The sequence below is a fragment of the Nocardia sp. NPDC056564 genome, assembly GCF_042793755.1.
Lineage (GTDB): Bacteria > Actinomycetota > Actinomycetes > Mycobacteriales > Mycobacteriaceae > Nocardia.
The window spans coordinates 532,075-548,750 of record NZ_JBHTUR010000005.1; the positions used below are offsets into that span (position 1 = coordinate 532,075).

Sequence of the window (16,676 nt, forward strand, 5' to 3'; positions counted from 1 at the left end):
TTGTCACTCAACGGACCGGCACCCGGTGCGGCTTGGTGGCGACCACGATCTCGAACGGGCCGGGGAGCACCTCGACGTCGCGGAAACCGAGGTCGTCGAGCAGTTCGAGGTAGTCGGGCACCGTGCGCAGCATGCTGGCGCAGGTGTCGACGCCGATCAGGAAATACGACCAGAAGAACTGCCGGGCGAGGCGTTCGGCGTCGCGGAACTCCTCGCAGATGAGCACCCGGCCGCCCGGCGGGAGGGCGCGATAGGCCTTGGCCAGTAATTCGCGCGCCTGCGATCGCGGCCAATCGTGCAGCACCCGCACGAAGGACAGGACGTCATAGCCGGACGGGAGCGGTTCGGCGAGGAAGTCGCCGCCGACGAAGCCGAGCCGGTCGCGATCGCCCGACTGCGCCCTGGTCCGGTCCACGAGGGGACGCAGCGCCGGGAGGTTGTAGACGTCGACCCGCAACCCGGGGTGGTCCCGCAGCAGGCTGACCGCCAGCGTGCCGTCCCCGCCGCCGACATCGAGCAGCCGCAGTTCGCCGTCCGGGTGCCACAGCGCGGCGTTGGTGCGGAACGCCTCGGCGATGGGCGCGATTCCGGCCGCCATGCTGTGCTCGAAGCCCTCGACCTGCTCGGCGTTGCCGAGTGGCCAGGTGAACGATTCCGGCGGCATGCTGTGCTCGCCGCGGAGCACCTCGGGCAGTCTGCCGTACAGCGTTCGCCAGGGGTAGCCGTCCCGGTCCCGCTCGAGCGAGGCCGGGCCGAGTACATCGGCCACCGCGGCGCACGCGCCCTCGATCGCCTGAAACACGCTGTCGCGCAATTCATCCGCGGGCTCACCGGTGACGAGGCCGAGGCATTCGAGGCAGTCCAGCAGCTTGTGCAGGCGGGCGGGAACCAGTTCGAATCGATCGCACAGCGCGCCGAGGGTGACCGGTCCGGCGTCGAGTGCGTCGAGGATGCCCAATTCCCACGCGGTGCGCACGACGTCGATGGCCTTGTCCCCGTGGAACAACAGGCTCATCAGGGCACGGGGCGAGATCGCGGGCGCGTTCATCGGGGCAATGCCTTTCGCTCGGCGATCACCGCGTCCATGAAGGCATCGACCTCGTCGAGGGTGTTGTACATGTGCGGAGCCACCCGCATGCCCTCGCGCCAGCTACACACCAGGCCGCGCGCGGCCAACCGCTTGCGCACCGTCTCGTCGCCCGGAAAGGCGAGGCAGACGACGCCGCCGCGCTGCACCGCCGCCCGCGGCGTGCGGATCGGGATGTCCGCGTCGGCGGCGCGCGCGAGGATGCGATCGGTGCAGCGCAGCGAGTGCGCGCGGATCGTTTGCGCGCCGACTCCGGCGATCAGGTCGAGCCCGACCCGGGAGATCATGGCGGTCAGCGGGATCGGCGTGCCGCCGGCCAAGCGCTGCGCGTCCGGTGCCCAGTCCGCGGCCGGGCGGAAGGAGAGCGGATCGCCTCCGGCGAACCATCCGGTGGCGGCCGGGCGCAGCGTCGGCAGGAGTTCCGTGCGCGCGTAGAGGAACGCGGTGTGTGCCCCGCACATCCACTTACCGGCGCCGCCGAGGACGAAATCGATGCCGAGCGCCCGCACGTCCAGTGGCACCACACCGGCCGTCTGGAAGGTGTCCGCGATGACCAGCGCGCCCAGCTCGTGCGCCCGGGTGACGATGCGGTCGAGGTCGAGCAGCGCACCGGTGGTGTAGCTGCCGTGCGCCACGCAGACCAGCAAGGTGCGCTCGTCGATCGCGGAAACGACTGCGTCGGTGTCGAAGTCGGCCACCACCCGTTCGGCTCCGTATCTGGCGAAGCCCTGCCACAGGAACGGCACGGTGGGGAATTCGCGGTCCGTGGTGATCACCCTGGTGCGCTCGCCGCGGAAGTCGAAGCAGGTGGCGAGCCGGCCGAGCAGGGTGGTCAGATTGGTGTCGGTGACCACCGTTCCCGGTGGGGCGCCGAGGAATTCGGACAGGGCACGGGTATAGCCGGCCAGTTCGCCGAGCCAGCCGCCCCAGGCGTCGTCGCGCCAGGTGCGCATCGTCGACCAGTAGCGATCGAGCACCTGCTCGACGCCACGGGGCAGCGCGCCGGTCGAGTTGCTGTTCAGATAGACGCAGGTCTCGAGCACCGGGAACTGTGCGCGCAGCGATTCGAGCCGGGTCGTGTCGTTCATCGGATCCGGGACCGCCGCGCCGCGCCCGGCGCGTATCCGCCCGCGCCGCTCCAGTTTTCGGTCAGCTCGTGCCTGACCTGCCACAGCTGCCGGAACAGCGGCTTGGTCATCCGCCCGGTCAGTACCCGGGTCGGCACGCCGTCCAGGGCGTTCACCCCGTGGCCGACGCCGATTGTCCGGCGTACCAGCATGAAATGGGTGACGAGCCACAGCTGGAACCGCTCGTCCAGGTCGAGCAGCAGCTCGCAGATTCGCTCGAGCGCGGGCTGTGCGGTCGCGTAGACCTCCGCCGGCCGGACGCCGTGGCGGTCGAGGAGTCGGTCCAGGGCCGCGCCGACCTGCTCGGCCGCGGTGAGGACCGCGTTGTAGCCGGGGGATTCCTGGCCGCTGCCCTTACCGAGGCTGCGCCGGATGATCTGATAGGTCTCCGGCGTCATGGTTTCCAGCACGCGCAATTCCCGGGCCAGGCATTCGGCGATCCGGATCGTCCGGTCCAGCCGCGCGGACGCCTCCCACAGCGCGTTCGAATCCAATTCGCCGACCACCCCGGCGAGTTCGTGCGCCAGCAGCTTGAGCCACACCTCCTGGGCCTGATGCACAATCTGGAACATCAGTTCGTCGGCGTCGGTGAGCCGGCCGACCTCGGTCTGCAACGACAACAGCTCGGCGGTGCGCAGATAGACCTCGTAGTCGGTGGTGCCGTCGCCGACCCACGCCTTCAGCACCGGATTGAACATCGGTTTGGCCAGCGCTTCGCGTAACCGGTCTTCCGCCGTGTTCCCCTCGATCGTGGACAAGACGCCCCCTCCTGGCGATTGCCGAAATAGCTTGCGCCACAATCGCATATCGGGACCGGCCGGCACATCCCCTCGGTCCGTCCACCGGATCGGCGCGCGTGCCCCCGGTTTTCCGGGCTCAGCCGTCGTCGCGGCTGTCGCGCAGCGCCGCCGCTGAACGGACGAGTGCGGCGACCGCGGCGGAGCGGCTGGTCGACGGCCAGGCGATCACCGTGGTGGATATCGGCGCGTCGACGACCGGCACCGCCACATGTCCGGGCCACTGCCAGGCCCGGCTGGAGGTCGGGATGACGAGCAGGGTGCGGCCGAGGGCGACGAGCTGGGCTAGCTGGGACTGGGTGCGGACTTCCGGGCCGGGGCCGTCGGGGTAGGTGCCGTCGAGCTGGGGCCAGCGGGCGATCGGCAGATCCGGTACGTCGCGGACGTCGGCCAGGGTGAGTTGGTCGCGGGCCGCGAGCGGATGTCCGGCGGGCAGGATCGCGACCTGGCCCTCGGCGTAGAGCTCCTCGGTGTCGAACCCGGCCAGGTCGTCGTAGAGCTGGTGCATGAGCGCCACGTCGGCGCGGCCGTTGCGGAGCAGGCCCGCCTGCTCGCCGACCTCGCACAGCAGGACCTCGACCGGCGCCACCTCCGGGTCGCGCTCGAAGGCGGCGAGGAGCTGTTGCAGCAGTTCGTGGGCCGCCCCGGCCTTCGTCGCAAGGACCAACGGCCGCTTCGGATTTCCGGCCCGCCGGGTGCGGCGCGCGGCGGCGGCGACCGCGTCGAGGGCGGGGCCGGCCTCGTGCAGCAGCACTTGGCCCGCGTCGGTGAGGGCCACCCCGCGGCGGTCGCGGTCGAGCAGCCGGACGCCGAGCCGCTTCTCCAGCTGGCTGATCGCGCGGGAGAGCGGCGGCTGGGCGATGCCGAGCCGGACGGCGGCGCGGCCGAAGTGCAGTTCCTCGGCGACGGCGACGAAATAGCGGAGTTCGCGGGTTTCGAGATCGACCACCGGCGAAGACTACCCCCGTGATACCCGACAGGTATCACGGTGTACTTAGGCGGTCTTGGACAGTGAACGTGCGCGGTGACGAGGATTGAGCGCGTGAACACTACGAAGACCGCACTGGTAACCGGCGCGAACAAGGGAATCGGCTTCGCCATCGCACAGGGGCTGGGGGCGATCGGCTTCACGGTCGCCGTGGGGGCACGGGATGCGGTCCGGCGCGCGGAGGCGGTCGAGAAGCTGTGTGCCGCAGGCGTGGACGCGTTCGGGGTCGCGCTCGACGTCACCTCCGACGAGAGTGCCGCCGCGGCGGCCGCGGCCATCGAGGAGACGGCGGGGCGGCTCGATGTGCTCGTCAACAACGCGGGCATTTCCGGCCGGATCGACGGTGGCGCACAGGATCCCACGACGCTGGACCTGGATCTGGTCCGAAATGTGCTCGATACCAACGTGTTCGGCGTTGTCCGGGTGACGAACGCGATGCTTCCGCTGCTGCGCCGGGTGCGGTCGCCACGCATCGTCAACCTGTCGAGTTCCATGGGCTCGCTGACCTTGCAGCCCGGGCCGATACTGGGCGCCTACGCCCCGTCGAAGACGTTGCTCAACAGCATCACCACGCAGTATGCTCGCCGCCTCGCGGACACGAATGTCATCGTGAACGCCGCCTGTCCCGGTCATGTGGCCACCGATTTCACCGGATTCAACGCCCCGCGTACGCCCGAGCAAGGCGCCGCGATCGCCGTGCGGCTCGCCACCCTCCCGGACGACGGGCCGCGCGGCGGCTTCTTCGACGACGCGGGTGTCGTTCCCTGGTGACCGGGGACTACCTGCGCAACTCGGCGAGGACCTGACGGGCCTGGTTCTGGGCGCCGAGCTCGTTCGGGTGCAGTGGGGCGGCCGGGTCGGTGGGGATGGGGCCTTCGAGCCACTTCGTGCCCGGGGCCTGGCACATGTCGTGGCCGATGCTGCTGGTGTAGGTGTCCACGTAGGTGGCGCCGTGGCGGGCGGCCTGCTCGCGCAGGACCTGGTTGAGCAGCTTTATCTGGTCCCGCAGGAAGGGGACGTCGCCGTCGGAGATCGGGACGATCGGCCAGCAACCCGGGCCGGTCTCGGGCAGCACCACCGGGTAGCCGACCAGTAGCACCTTGGCCTTTGGTGATCGTTGATGGATGCCGTCAAGCGCCGCACCGACTTTGGGGGCGACCGCGCGGACCTGCTCGGCCAGTGCGTCGGTGCCGCCCCTGGTGTAGAAGTCCTTGCAGGGGGAGCCGTGCGGGACGGCCGCGTCCCGCACTCCGCAATTGAATACGACGTCGAAGGCCGGAATGTCGTTGCCGCCGATGCCCAGGGTGACCAGCGCGGTGTCCGGTTTCAGGGCATCGAACTGGGGTGGGTTGCCGGTGGCAGGCTGGGGATCGGTCATGGCCTTCGTGGTCGCACCCGCGCAGCTGGCATCGGCGAAGGTCCTGGGTTTGATCGCGGCGGCGACCAGCCGGGGGTAGTTGCGGTCGGCCCTGGCGCAGAGGGGAGCGACGAAGGGCAGGAACGATCCCGACGTGTACGAATCGCCGAGCGAGACATAGGTGGGGTACGCGGACGTCGTCGCCTCCGGTTCGGCGGCGGCGACCGGCGCGGCGACGGTGCCCGCGAGGGTGAGCAGGATGGCCATGAATACGGGTCGCTTGGACATCGGAATTCTCCTGTGCGAAATCAATGCGAATCGCCGTGGCTCGGGTGGTCGGCCAGGGCTGGGACACTCGATCAATGGTGTCCCATGTCACACTAGAATCGATGACGCCCGCGCCGCCAGATTCCCCATTTCCCCAGTTGACCTCGACCGATCCCGTGCTGCGCGCCGCGGTGGAGATGTTCCTGCGCGACGGTTGGATCGACGCGAGGGCGCTCGCGGCCGCCGCCGGTATCGGCCGTTCGACGCTGTACCGGCGCTACGGTGACCGGACGCGGATCCTCGGCGAAGTGATCTGGGTGATCGCCACCGCCGGGTTCGCGGAGATCCGCCGGGAGTGCGGCGGGCAGGGCGCGGCCGGCGTCACCGAAATAGTCCGGCGCTGCCTGTATCTGTCCGCCGGCTATCCGGCCATGCGGACCTTCGTCGCGCAGCACACGGACACCGCTTTACAGGTCCTGACCTCCCGCGACGGCGTGATCCAGCGACGTTTCGTGGCGAGCATCGCCCAACTCATCCGCGAGGATGTCGGCGAGCCCGCCGACATCGACGCCCACACCCTCGCCTACGCCATCGTCCGAATCGGCGAATCCTTCTACTTCCGCGAACTCATCACCGGCGAGCCCGACGACATCGACGCCGCCGCAGCCGTCATCCACCGGCTACTCACATAGTTCGGGGCACCGATCGACCGGTCGCCTCGAGTGGCACAGGCCACTCGGCGGCGCGTCGGCGAAGCGCTAGGATCATTCGAGCAAATTGTCCGCAACCTGACCTGTGTAGGGGAGGCGGTACCTGTGAACGTCCTCGGCGGCGCGATAATGGTCAACGTCCCCGACCCCGACGTCTCGGCGGATTTCCTGACCGAACATCTCGGCTTCACCGACACCATCTCCGATGATGGCCTGGCCGTGGTCTTTTCGGCCGAAGCGGACCTGCACATAGCCTTCCTACGCGTCGGCGCCCCGGACTTCGTCCCGGAATCGGTGGCCGGTGCCCTACGCAAAGGAATGATCATCGTGCTGGTCATCGACGACGTCGACGCCGAGTACACCCGCCTCCGGCAAACCGGCATCGAGATCGTCACACCCCCCGTATTCTCGAACTGGAAAGGCAACTCGGGCGAGCGCTACTTCCAAATGCGAGACCCCAACGGAATCATCATCCGCCTCACCGAGTGGGTATAGCGGCCCGAACTGGCTGAAATTCTTTTGCGCGTGGATGTCGAGAACGTGATGGCGGCTCCGTCCCAGGGGAGAGAGCGGCCAGAAGGGGCCGCGGACGCGAGGAGGACCATCGTTATGCGCAAGCTCATCGTTCAGCAGTGGGTTACCGTCGACAATGTTGTCGCGGAGGAAGATGGCGGGCTCAGTTTTGTTACGGCGGAACCGTTTTCGGAGAAGTCGGATCCGGTGTACCAGGCCAGTGTGATGGGGTTCATCGACTCGGTGGACACGATGATTCTCGGCGCCAACACCTACGCTCAGTCCAAGGACTACTGGCCCTACGCGGAGGATCAGGGCGAGTTCGGGGAGAAGGTCAACAAGCTCACGAAGTTCGTCGCCTCGTCGACGCTCGCGGACGCGCCCTGGGGTGAGTTCCCTGCCGCGACCGTCACCCGGGACCCGGCCGCCACCATCCGCGAACTCAAACAGCAGGAGGGCAAGGACATTTGGGTGTGGGGGAGTCTGACGCTTGTCCGTTTCCTGTTCGACGCCGGCCTGGTCGACGAAGTCCAGATGCGCGTCTGCCCGGTCACCCGCGGCAAGGGTGCCCGCGTGTTCGAGGACCGGCGCGAGCTGAAGCTGGCCGAGGCCACCGCCTTCGACAACGGACTGCTCCTGCTGCGCTACGCGGTCGAGAAGTAGGCGAACAGCGTTCAGCGCGTGCGGTTTACCCGCGTCTCGTCCCACACCGGGGTGTCGCGTTCGTAGACGGTGCCGTCGGAGCCGAACACCAGGAAGCGATCGAATTCGCGGGCGAACCAGCGATCGTGGGTGACGGCGACGACGGTGCCGGCGAACTCGGCGATACCCTGCTCGAGCGCGTCGGCGGAATGCAGATCGAGGTTGTCGGTGGGCTCGTCGAGCAGCAGCATGGTCACGCCGGACAATTCGAGCAGCAGGATCTGCAGCCGGGCCTGCTGCCCGCCGGAGAGCTCGTCGTAGCGCTGTTCGGCGGCGCGGGCCAGACCGTAGCGGTCGAGCACGCGGGTGGCGGCCTCGCGGCCCATGCCGTCGCGGTGTTCGTTGCCGAGATGCAGGATCTCCAGCAGCGTCCGGCCGGACAGGTCCGGTCGCGCATGGGTCTGGGCGAAATAGCCCGGTCGAACCCGCGCGCCGAGCACGGCGGTGCCGGTGTGCGGCACCGGCGCGAGGTCGATGTCCTGGATCGGCCGGTGCTCGTTCTCCGGATCGGTGCCGCCCGCGGCCAGCAGCCGGAGAAAGTGCGACTTACCGGATCCGTTGGCGCCCAGCACCGCAACGCGATCGCCGTACCAGATCTCCGCGTCGAACGGCCGCATCAATCCGGTGAGTTCGAGCCGGCTGCACACCAGCGATCGCCGACCGGTCCGCCCGCCGCGCAACCGCACGGATACGTTCTGCCGCAACGGAATCGCCTCCGGCGGACCGGCCGCCTCGAACTTGGCCAACCTGGTCTGCGCCGCGTGATAGCGCGCTGCGACCCCGTCGTTGAACTTGGCCTTCTCCCGCAACCGCAGCACCAGCGCGCGCAACTTGGCGTGGTCTTCGTCCCAGCGCCTGCGCAATTCGGCCAGGCGCGAGTTGCGATCCTCGCGCGCCTGCTGATATCCGGCGAAGCCGGCACCGTGAATCCAGGACGTCGCGCCGCTGACCCCCGGTTCGAGGGTGACGATCCGGGTGGCCGCGTTCGCGATCAGCTCGCGATCGTGGCTGACGAACAGCACCGACTTGTCCGACTCGGCGATCGTCCGTTCCAGCCACTGCTTGCCCGGAACGTCGAGGTAGTTGTCCGGCTCGTCGAGCAGCAGCAACTCGTCCGGCCCGGCGAACAGCGCCTCCAGCACGACCCGCTTCTGCTCACCGCCGCTGAGCGTGCGCACCGACCGCCACTTGGCCCGGTCGAACGGGACGCCGAGGGCCGCGGTGGTCACCCGATCCCAGAACGTCTCGGCGTCATACCCGCCGACGTCGACCCAGTCCGTCAGCGCGTGCGCGTACGCGAGCTGGGTCGACTGCTCGTCCTGCTCTATCAGCGCGTTCTCGGCGGCGTCGAGCGCGATCGCGGCCGCTCGTACCGCGGGCGCGGCCACCGCGATCAGCAGGTCGCGCACGGTGGAGTCGTCGTCGACCTGCCCGACGAATTGGCGCATCACCCCCAGGCTCCCGGACCGCGTCACCGCGCCTCCGTCGGGCGTGAGATCGCCGGCGATCAACCCGAGCAACGTCGTCTTCCCGGTGCCGTTCGGCCCGATCAACGCCGCCTTGACCCCCTCGCCGATCCGGAAGCCGACCCCGTCGAGCAGCTGTCGCCCATCCGGGAGGAAGTAGTCGAGGTCCGCGATATCTATGTGCGCCATGGGACTTCCAGCCAACCCCACCGGCAACCGACCTGGCAACTGGGTTTCTCCGTGGCGAGTTGCTCCGATCGAACTGCTATCGATAGAGTCGTGAAAATGGGCGAGGCGGTGGGCCGGTCGGGTCGGACGGTGTCACCCGCGCTGATGCGCGCCACCACGGCAACATTGCAACGGTTGGGCCCCCGGCAGTTCAATCTCACCGCGGTCGCCGAGGCGGCCGGTGTGTCCCGCGGCACCGTGTACAACGCCTTCGGCAATCGGGACGCCGCGATCAAAACCGCGCTGGACCACGTGACGTCGGCATTCATCGGAGCGCTCGGCACCGAGGTGCGGCAACACGAGACGCTCGCCGAGCAGGTCGCCGCCGCCGCGGTGCTGATCTGCGCGCACCGGCAACGCGCCGACCCGATCGCCCCCGGCACGAGCAACGAATCGGTCCTGCTGTTGCTGCTGCACAACAGCGGCGAGGACCTGATGACCCGGTCCATGGACCTGTGGAAGCCGTTGGTGCGCGCGGCCGCCCGGCGCGGCGAGATCCGCGACGGCGTCGACCCGGCCACCGCGGGCGAGTGGATCGTGCGGATGCTGCTCAGCTTCGAACTGTTGCCGCCGATGCAGGTCGATCTGGACAACCCGCGGGCGGTGCGCCGATTCGTCGCCGAGCACATCGTCGCGGGTTTCGCCGAGAGCTGAGCCGTCGGGCGCGCGCGAACCGATCGGCGAACCGACGATGTAGACATCGTCGCCTCGGCTCCGACGTTTCGGGTGAGGATGGGTCAGCCGGGCGCATCCGCGAACCTGAAGGAGCCGTGATGAAGTACGTGATCCTGATTCACTCCAACCCGCGACCATGGGGACACCCGACGGGCGACTACCTGCCCGAGGTCCAGGCGATGCCGCAGGAACAGCGGGATCGGTTGAACTCCGATTTCGAGAAGCTGCTCGGCGAGATGCAGGAAAAGGGTGAGCTGGTCACGGGAGAGGCCCTCGGCGCCCCCGAGTCGTCCCGGCTCTATCGATGGGGTGACGGGAAACCCCTGGGCACCGACGGACCGTATTCGGAAGCCAAGGAACATCTGGCCGGGTTCTTTCTGATCGATGTGGAAAGCCATGCCCGCGCGGAGGAGATCACCGCCCAGTTCGCCGGTCCGGGGGAAACCGTCGAGCTGCGGCCCGCGATGTGGCCGGGCGGCGACGACCAGTGAGCGACCGGGTGGTGGAGGACGTGTGGCGGCAGGAGTCGCCGCACGTCCTCGCCGCCCTGCTGCGCAGGCACGGTGACCTCGGCGACTGCGAGGACGCCGCGCAGGAGGCGGCGGAGGCAGCGGCGACGCAGTGGCAGCGCGACGGGGTGCCCGCCAATCCGCGCGGATGGCTCATCACCGTGGCGTCGCGCCGGCTGATCGACCGGGTGCGGGCCGACCGGGCCCGCGCGGGGCGCGAGGCAGCGGTGGCCGCCGCGGCGCCCGGCGACGCGTCGTTCGCGCCGTCGGCGGATGAGGCCGCGGCCGGCGACGACATGTTGCCGATGTTCGTGCTGTGCTGCCATCCGAGTCTGAGCCGCTCCTCGCAGGTCGCGTTGACCTTGCACGCAGTCGGCGGACTGAGCACCGACCAGATCGCCGCCGCCTACCTGGTCCCGCCACGCACCATGACGCAACGGCTTACCCGCGCCCGAGCGACATTGCGATCGGCCGGCGCGGTGTTCGAGCTGCCGAACCGCGCGGAGCTACCCGCGCGGGTCGCGTCCGTGCTCGACGTGTGCCATCTGCTGTTCACCGAGGGGCACACCCGGTCGGCCGGTGGCGCACTGATGGATGGGAGCCTGACCGGCGAAGCCATCCGGCTGACCCGCCAATTGCATTGTGCGCTACCGGACCACGACGAGGTCGCGGGCGCGCTCGCGCTCATGCTGCTCACGCACGCGCGCGCGGCGACCCGCACCGAGGGCGGCAATCTGGTCCCGCTGGCCGAACAGGACCGCTCCCGATGGGATCGCGCCTTGATCGCCGAGGGCGTCGCCATCCTGGAGCGGGTGCTGCCCCGCGGCCACGTCGGCCGATTCCAGTTGCAGGCGGCCATCGCCGCCGTGCACGCGGAATCACCCACCTGGGCCGGCACCGACTGGCGGCAGATCAGCATCCTCTACGCCATGCTCGATCGAGTCGCGCCCGGCCCGATGGTGACGCTCAACCGGGCGGTCGCGCTGAGCATGTCCGCCGGCCCGAACGAGGGCCTGGACCTGATCGCGCCCCTGCTCGACCACCCGGCGATGCGCCGGCATCACCGCACGCACGCGGTACGCGCGCACCTGCTGGAGATGATCGGCGACCTGCCCGGCGCGGTCGAAAGCTATCGGCGGGCAGCCCAACTCGCCGCGAGCGTGCCCGAGCAGCGATACCTCAACGACCGGGTGCGCCGCCTCACCGCCCGAACTAGCACGGAAGGCCCTGCGCGCGGCTGACATTCGACAGGACAACCGGTTGTCCGGCGAACTTTGGGCGCGGCCCCGCTCGGCCACTGCCACACTGACTGGACCGGGCCGGTTGAGCGTTTCCGGGTCACGGCATCGGATGTCGATCGGTGGGGACAGGAGCGTGATCGCATGTCGCAGAGGTCGAATCAGCGCGAAACCCGGGGTACGGACGCGGTGTTGCTGGCCGCCGGACTGGCGGATCTGGCGCTGAGCCGGATCGGCCCGGTGCTGGACCGGGCGGTCGGGCTACTACGCCGGTCCGACCTGCCCGGCCTGGCCGGCGCGGCGGAGACCGACCTGAAGGCGCGCGGGCGGCTGGCGCTGGACCGGAATGCGCTTGTGCCGCAGGCACACATGGAGATTCTGGCGCAGCGGGTCGTCGCGCGTGAGTCCGGTTCCGGTGCGGACTGAACGGCACGACGCCTGCGCTTTCAAGGCTCGCGTCGACGGCATCCTCGAGGAGTTCGTCGGACGGGAACGCGACCAACTGCTCGACATAGACCCGCGACTGCGCCCGGTCGCCGATCAGCTCGTGCTGGCGAGCGGACAGGGCAAACGGTTACGGGCGGCGTTCTGCTATTGGGGTTGGCGCGCGGCGGGGCAACCGGACAGTGCTGCCTTCGTCCGCGCCGCGGCGGCCCTGGAGTTGGTGCACGCGGCGGCCAGCGTGCACGACGACATCATCGACGACAGCCCGCTGCGGCACGGATTGCCCACCGCCCAAACCGCTTTGCACGCGCCCCGGGCTCGCGCGGTGGGGCAGACCGGTAAGGCTCTCGCCATGCTGGTCGGGGATCTGCTGATGGCGTTGGCCGGTCAACTGTTCGTGACCAGCGGCCTGCCCGCGGCGTATCTGTCCCGGGCGCGACCGCTGTGGGCGGTGCTGGCCAGGGAGCTGATCGCGGGCGAGTGCCTCGAAATACTCTGCACCGGTGCGGTTCCGGATGTGCACGAGTCGTTGAAGGTGGTGCGGTACAAGACGGCCAAGTACACCGTGGAGCACCCGCTGCTCATCGGCGCGGCACTGGGCGGTGCGCCCGAACGATTGCGGAAAGTGTTCTCCGCGTACGGGTTACCCCTGGGCGAGGCGTTCCAGTTGCGCGACGACCTGCTCGGGCTCTTCGGCGACCGCGCCGACACGGGCAAGGCGAATCTCGACGACTTCCGCGCCCGCCGCCCCACCGCCCTGCTCGCCGAAACCTGGCGCGCCGTAGACAGTTTGCAGCGCGCCCGGCTGATCCGGCTGCTCGACCTCGCCGAACCCGACGACGGCGACCTGGGCGAACTGCGCGACCTGATGACCGAGGTCGGCGCGCCCGACCGGATCGAGCAGATGATCACCGCCCGGGTCGAGGAAGCCACGCACGCCTTGGCCGGCGTGCCCGCTCCGGCCGCTCGCGCGCTGACCGAGCTGGCCCACGCGGCCACCGCGCGCCGCTACTGATGCGTCACCGAGGCAAGGAGTTTCGATGAGCTACACGCAAGAGTCGATGGACGCGCTGCGACTGCACGGGGACGAACTCGCCGACGCCACCGTGGCTACCCTGTTCGAGCGCGGGGAGGTGGGCAAGTTCAACACCCTGATGCGTTATGTCTCCACCGCCGGTTCGCCGCTGCCCGACGACCTGCCCGAGGTCGCTCGCGAATACCTGCACGCGACCGCAGCCCCGCCCGCCTGGGTGGACTGGGACGAGATGGAGAAGGCCAGGCTGTTCTTCATCGACAACAACGTGCACATTTCCACCGCGCTGTCCTTCGCCGCCATGCCCGCCTGCTATGTCGTGCCGGTGGTCGCGAAACTGTTGTCGGCCACCCATTCCCTGGAGTACCCGTCCAAGCGGATGGCCGAGACCGGCCAGTTCACCGTGTATCTGATGCAGCCCGACGCGTTCGAGGCCGGGAGCCGCTTCGTGCCCGCCGTGCAGAAGGTCCGGTTGCTGCATGCCGCCATCCGCCATCACCTGTCCCGGGAAAACCGCTGGGACAGTGCCCAATGGGGGACGCCGATCTGCCAGGAGGACATGATCGGCGGCCAGCTGCTGTTCTCCATGCTGGTGCTCGACAGCCTGCATCGCTTGAACATTCACATGAGCGTGGACGGCGCCGAGGCCTATTTCTACGCCTGGCGGGTGGTCGGCGCGATGCTCGGTGTCGATCAGGCGCACGCGCCGACGGATCTGGCCGCCGCGCGCGAATACCTCGACCTCTACCTGATCCGGCACATGGGACCGAGCCAGGAAGGGGTGAACCTCACCCGTCAGCTCATCGACCTCTACGAGGAGGTCGTCCCCGGCACCTTCTTCGATCCGGTGGTCGGCGCCCTCATCCGCTACCTCATCGGCGACACCTGTGCCGACTGGCTCGACGTGCCGCGCACCGCCTGGGACACCGCGATCAAGGCCGCCCCCGCCCTGCTCGGCGTCCTCGAAACCATCGAGGACAGTTCGCCTCTGGGCGAGTGGGCGCTGGACCGCCTCGGCCACCTCACCACCTGGTTCGAGCTCAGTTCGCTCACCCGCGGGCGCGTCATGCAATACGCCATCCCGGAGGAACTCAAACACGATTTCGGCGTCGCCTCGGCGGAGTCACGCGCCCGCCGCTGGACCCCGCCGGAGCCCACCGTCGTTTCGGGATAGTCGATTCGGGCGTCCGGGTCTGCGGTACGCGGTGGGACTCGGCGGCAACCTCCGTAGTGAGGCAAATTCATAGCAATCACAACGGGGTTGCTGTCGCTGTGCGGCATCGGCAACATCGCAGGGTCCTTCCATACCTGCACCCGTGGCGTAAAGGGCCGAAAGTCCCTCGATTGGGGGCGGATTCAATGCCTGATGCTGATGGACGCAGCCGCTGCAATCTGCTATGGGATGTTAAGAAACGATGGTTTTCATTTGGTAGCAAACTTGAAGCAATCGGCAGGTTGTGAGAGTCTCGACGCGAGAGCGGGTGGGCGCCAATCTCCGCCCGGCTCTCTGATGAGGCTGTCGCGCCCCGATGTATTGCCTTCCCCCGAGCGGCATCGGGGCGCGACGGTGTCGCGCGGTCGTGTCGATGTCGGATGGGCGAAAATGACAGTGCTCGATGATGATTCGGATCTAGACGGTCAGCCGGTGGTCGCGGCCGGGGTCGGCGGTTCGCCCGGCCCGGTCGAGCGGCACTCCGGTGTGGGCGAGCATTTCGCCCTGCGGTTGAACGCGCTGTATGCCGAGTGGGGCAGGCGCCACCGACGGCGGTTGACCAATCAGATGGTCGTCGAGGCGTTGACCGACCGCGGAATTCCGGTGTCGCTGCCCTACCTTTCGCAACTGCGGCGTGGTCGCCGTACGCAACCGGCGGCGACGCTGGTGGCAGGCCTGGCCGAGTTCTTCGAGGTCGACGCGGACTACCTGCACTTCGGTGACGTCGCCTACGCCGCCGCGGACACCGAGATCGTCACGCAACTCGACGATCCCGCCCTGCGCAGACTGACCAACGCGGTCGTCGGCCTGTCCGCCGAATCGATCGACTACCTGGTGCGAGTCGCCGAGAAATTCCGTCGAGCCGAGATGCTGCCGATCGACGACAACGTCGCGACGCTGTAGCCGGACCTGCTCAGCCCGCGGCGGCGAGGCGGATGTGCTGGGCGAGGGCGGTGAGGGCGGCGGACGACGCTTTGGCCTCGGCGCCCCAGGCCAGCAGATGGTGGCGGCGCGACCAGGGGTCCGAAAGTTCGCACAGCTCGACGGATTCGTCCGCCGGGACGGCGTTGCGCGGCACGATGGCCAGGCCGACGCCGGCGGCCACCAGGGTGATCACCGTGGTCAGGTTCGCGACGCGGGTGCGATAGCGCGAGTGCGGCCCGCCGTGGGTGCCGATGTTCTGCTCGATCCACTGTTGCAGCGAGGAACCGGTGTCCAGCCCGACCAGCGGATGCTCGGCGACCTCACGGTAGGTCAAAGTGGTTCGCCCGGTGAGGATTCCGCCGGCCTGCCCGATCACCACGAGCGAGCCGTCGCAGAGCGGTTCGACCTCGAGGCCGCAGTCGCCCGCCTCGTTGCCGATCACGACGCCGAGGTCGGCCTCGCCGTCGGTGAGCATCCGCACCATCTGGGGCGTTCGGCGTTCGGCGACAACGACATCGATGCCGGGTTCGGCGCGCAGGAAGGAGATCAGCGCCTGCGGAATGATCTGGTGCATCGCTCCGCCGCCACCGAGCAGGGTCAGCGAGGCCACGGGCGAATGGGTGTATCCGGCGAGGGCGCTGTCCAGTCGGGCGGTCTGCCGCAGCACCTCGCGCGCGTGACGCGCCAGGGTGGCGCCCGCCGGGGTGGGCCGCACGCCGCGCCGGCCGCGAATCAGCAGGGGAAGCCCCGCCTGGTTTTCCAAGGCGCGCACCCGGGCGCTGGCCGAGGGCAGGCTCAGGTGCATCCGTCGGGCGCCCGCGGTGATGGATCCCTCGGTGACGATGTCCAGGAACAGTCGCAGGTCGACCAGGTCGTAGTGCACTGCTCCAGCCTATGCCGCAGCCTGAGGCTGTATGCGCGGATCGCGCATTGTGCCGAGGTGGACCGGTCGGCGAATCTTGGTGTCCGGCGTGCTTTTTCCACACGCATAGCCGCGAAATCGTTGATACGGAGGTGTCGTGGTGACCCGCTCTGCCACAAACCAGGATGGACTGCTGCCGGCGACGGATGCATCGGACGCCGACGTCACGCGTCTCCTTCGGGCGTTCGGCCGCCGAGCGCTGTTCTTGGCGGTGCTCGCCCTGCTCATCGGCACGCATGTGCTGGCACTGCTGCTCGCCCTGGCCGGTATCGGTCTTCTCGTCGCACCGGTATCCGGCGCCGAGGTCGAACTGCCGGTCGCGCGTCGGTAACAACGAAACAATAATGGCCGACAATAAGGCGAATGTGAGGCGAGCATCGTCGCTGTGGCAATGTTGATTAAACGCTGACGGCGCATAGGTACTTTGTCGACCTACCTAACGCATTACCTATCCATCCCGGACGAATTACCTATTG

19 protein-coding genes are annotated in these 16,676 nt (G+C 68.7%); 12 read left to right on the top strand and 7 right to left on the bottom strand.

The window, feature by feature from the left end:
* Window positions 1–7: 7 nt before the first annotated feature.
* The 4 genes from ACFQ9K_RS16950 to ACFQ9K_RS16965 all read right to left on the bottom strand — a co-directional run bounded on the left by ACFQ9K_RS16950 (window position 8) and on the right by ACFQ9K_RS16965 (window position 3,960).
* On the bottom strand, window positions 8–1,048 hold the full coding sequence (locus ACFQ9K_RS16950) for a methyltransferase (protein ID WP_378713165.1): 1,041 nt from the start codon (window positions 1,046–1,048) through the stop codon (window positions 8–10).
* Complete coding sequence (locus ACFQ9K_RS16955) at window positions 1,045–2,175, bottom strand: aminotransferase class V-fold PLP-dependent enzyme (protein WP_378713167.1); 1,131 nt, start codon at window positions 2,173–2,175, stop codon at window positions 1,045–1,047. The genes ACFQ9K_RS16950 and ACFQ9K_RS16955 overlap by 4 nt, the downstream gene beginning before the upstream one ends.
* Window positions 2,172–2,972, bottom strand: a complete 801-nt coding sequence (locus ACFQ9K_RS16960) for a tryptophan 2,3-dioxygenase family protein (protein ID WP_378713169.1) — start codon at window positions 2,970–2,972, stop codon at window positions 2,172–2,174. The genes ACFQ9K_RS16955 and ACFQ9K_RS16960 overlap by 4 nt, the downstream gene beginning before the upstream one ends.
* A gap of 118 nt (window positions 2,973–3,090) precedes the next feature.
* A complete protein-coding gene (locus ACFQ9K_RS16965; protein WP_378713170.1) occupies window positions 3,091–3,960 on the bottom strand; it encodes a LysR family transcriptional regulator in 870 nt (289 codons plus the stop codon).
* Between the two features lie 93 nt (window positions 3,961–4,053).
* Here ACFQ9K_RS16965 and ACFQ9K_RS16970 point away from each other — a divergent pair, with 93 nt between their 5' ends.
* Window positions 4,054–4,770 carry an SDR family oxidoreductase gene (locus tag ACFQ9K_RS16970; RefSeq protein ID WP_378713172.1) on the top strand — a complete coding sequence of 239 codons (717 nt, stop codon included), beginning with the start codon at window positions 4,054–4,056 and terminating at the stop codon, window positions 4,768–4,770.
* A 7-nt stretch (window positions 4,771–4,777) separates the two neighbouring features.
* On the opposite strand, the gene ACFQ9K_RS16975 is transcribed toward ACFQ9K_RS16970, so the two are convergent.
* The gene (locus tag ACFQ9K_RS16975) at window positions 4,778–5,644 is read right to left on the bottom strand and encodes an SGNH/GDSL hydrolase family protein (RefSeq protein ID WP_378713174.1); all 867 of its coding nucleotides are present in this window, start codon (window positions 5,642–5,644) and stop codon (window positions 4,778–4,780) included.
* Between the two features lie 101 nt (window positions 5,645–5,745).
* Here ACFQ9K_RS16975 and ACFQ9K_RS16980 point away from each other — a divergent pair, with 101 nt between their 5' ends.
* Genes ACFQ9K_RS16980 through ACFQ9K_RS16990 form a run of 3 tightly spaced genes read left to right on the top strand, consistent with a single transcriptional unit; the run spans window position 5,746 to window position 7,509 of the window.
* Entirely contained in the window at window positions 5,746–6,315 is a 570-nt protein-coding gene (locus ACFQ9K_RS16980) for a QsdR family transcriptional regulator (protein WP_378713176.1), read from the top strand.
* A 30-nt stretch (window positions 6,316–6,345) separates the two neighbouring features.
* Window positions 6,346–6,828, top strand: a complete 483-nt coding sequence (locus ACFQ9K_RS16985; RefSeq protein WP_378713178.1) for a VOC family protein — start codon at window positions 6,346–6,348, stop codon at window positions 6,826–6,828.
* 30 nt (window positions 6,829–6,858) lie between these two features.
* On the top strand, window positions 6,859–7,509 hold the full coding sequence (locus ACFQ9K_RS16990) for a dihydrofolate reductase family protein (protein WP_378713180.1): 651 nt from the start codon (window positions 6,859–6,861) through the stop codon (window positions 7,507–7,509).
* A gap of 11 nt (window positions 7,510–7,520) precedes the next feature.
* Here the strand turns inward: ACFQ9K_RS16990 and ACFQ9K_RS16995 are convergent, their stop codons facing one another.
* On the bottom strand, window positions 7,521–9,203 hold the full coding sequence (locus ACFQ9K_RS16995; protein WP_378713181.1) for an ATP-binding cassette domain-containing protein: 1,683 nt from the start codon (window positions 9,201–9,203) through the stop codon (window positions 7,521–7,523).
* Window positions 9,204–9,299: 96 nt separating this feature from the next.
* Here ACFQ9K_RS16995 and ACFQ9K_RS17000 point away from each other — a divergent pair, with 96 nt between their 5' ends.
* The 7 genes from ACFQ9K_RS17000 (at window position 9,300) to ACFQ9K_RS17030 (ending at window position 15,257) form a co-directional block, all read left to right on the top strand.
* Window positions 9,300–9,896: a TetR/AcrR family transcriptional regulator gene (locus ACFQ9K_RS17000; RefSeq protein ID WP_378713183.1), complete on the top strand. Its 597-nt coding sequence runs from the start codon at window positions 9,300–9,302 to the stop codon at window positions 9,894–9,896.
* A gap of 119 nt (window positions 9,897–10,015) precedes the next feature.
* A complete protein-coding gene (locus tag ACFQ9K_RS17005) occupies window positions 10,016–10,408 on the top strand; it encodes a YciI family protein (protein WP_378713185.1) in 393 nt (130 codons plus the stop codon).
* Entirely contained in the window at window positions 10,405–11,667 is a 1,263-nt protein-coding gene (locus ACFQ9K_RS17010; RefSeq protein WP_378713187.1) for an RNA polymerase sigma factor, read from the top strand. The genes ACFQ9K_RS17005 and ACFQ9K_RS17010 overlap by 4 nt, the downstream gene beginning before the upstream one ends.
* Window positions 11,668–11,808: 141 nt before the next feature.
* The gene (locus ACFQ9K_RS17015; RefSeq protein WP_378713189.1) at window positions 11,809–12,090 is read left to right on the top strand and encodes a hypothetical protein; all 282 of its coding nucleotides are present in this window, start codon (window positions 11,809–11,811) and stop codon (window positions 12,088–12,090) included.
* Entirely contained in the window at window positions 12,080–13,123 is a 1,044-nt protein-coding gene (locus ACFQ9K_RS17020) for a polyprenyl synthetase family protein (protein WP_378713191.1), read from the top strand. Before ACFQ9K_RS17015 ends, ACFQ9K_RS17020 begins: the two co-directional genes overlap by 11 nt.
* A gap of 25 nt (window positions 13,124–13,148) precedes the next feature.
* On the top strand, window positions 13,149–14,315 hold the full coding sequence (locus ACFQ9K_RS17025; RefSeq protein ID WP_378713193.1) for an oxygenase MpaB family protein: 1,167 nt from the start codon (window positions 13,149–13,151) through the stop codon (window positions 14,313–14,315).
* 429 nt (window positions 14,316–14,744) lie between these two features.
* Window positions 14,745–15,257 (top strand): transcriptional regulator, encoded by a 513-nt coding sequence (locus ACFQ9K_RS17030; protein WP_378713195.1) that lies wholly within the window; start codon window positions 14,745–14,747, stop codon window positions 15,255–15,257.
* 10 nt (window positions 15,258–15,267) lie between these two features.
* Here ACFQ9K_RS17030 and ACFQ9K_RS17035 read toward each other — a convergent pair whose 3' ends face one another.
* The gene (locus tag ACFQ9K_RS17035) at window positions 15,268–16,161 is read right to left on the bottom strand and encodes a LysR family transcriptional regulator (RefSeq protein ID WP_378713197.1); all 894 of its coding nucleotides are present in this window, start codon (window positions 16,159–16,161) and stop codon (window positions 15,268–15,270) included.
* Window positions 16,162–16,300: 139 nt separating this feature from the next.
* Here ACFQ9K_RS17035 and ACFQ9K_RS17040 point away from each other — a divergent pair, with 139 nt between their 5' ends.
* On the top strand, window positions 16,301–16,531 hold the full coding sequence (locus tag ACFQ9K_RS17040; RefSeq protein WP_378713198.1) for a hypothetical protein: 231 nt from the start codon (window positions 16,301–16,303) through the stop codon (window positions 16,529–16,531).
* Window positions 16,532–16,676 lie beyond the last annotated feature (145 nt).

What these genes read in the sequence shown, in the direction of transcription:
- ACFQ9K_RS17000 (WP_378713183.1), top strand. Translation starts at nt 9,300, where the DNA reads ATGGGCGAGGCGGTGGGCCGGTCGGGTCGGACGGTGTCACCCGCGCTG.
- ACFQ9K_RS16955 (WP_378713167.1), bottom strand. Translation starts at nt 2,175, where the DNA reads ATGAACGACACGACCCGGCTCGAATCGCTGCGCGCACAGTTCCCGGTG.
- ACFQ9K_RS16950 (WP_378713165.1), bottom strand. Translation starts at nt 1,048, where the DNA reads ATGAACGCGCCCGCGATCTCGCCCCGTGCCCTGATGAGCCTGTTGTTC.
- ACFQ9K_RS17015 (WP_378713189.1), top strand. Translation starts at nt 11,809, where the DNA reads ATGTCGCAGAGGTCGAATCAGCGCGAAACCCGGGGTACGGACGCGGTG.
- ACFQ9K_RS17025 (WP_378713193.1), top strand. Translation starts at nt 13,149, where the DNA reads ATGAGCTACACGCAAGAGTCGATGGACGCGCTGCGACTGCACGGGGAC.
- ACFQ9K_RS17030 (WP_378713195.1), top strand. Translation starts at nt 14,745, where the DNA reads ATGACAGTGCTCGATGATGATTCGGATCTAGACGGTCAGCCGGTGGTC.
- ACFQ9K_RS16995 (WP_378713181.1), bottom strand. Translation starts at nt 9,203, where the DNA reads ATGGCGCACATAGATATCGCGGACCTCGACTACTTCCTCCCGGATGGG.
- ACFQ9K_RS16975 (WP_378713174.1), bottom strand. Translation starts at nt 5,644, where the DNA reads ATGTCCAAGCGACCCGTATTCATGGCCATCCTGCTCACCCTCGCGGGC.
- ACFQ9K_RS17005 (WP_378713185.1), top strand. Translation starts at nt 10,016, where the DNA reads ATGAAGTACGTGATCCTGATTCACTCCAACCCGCGACCATGGGGACAC.
- ACFQ9K_RS16980 (WP_378713176.1), top strand. Translation starts at nt 5,746, where the DNA reads ATGACGCCCGCGCCGCCAGATTCCCCATTTCCCCAGTTGACCTCGACC.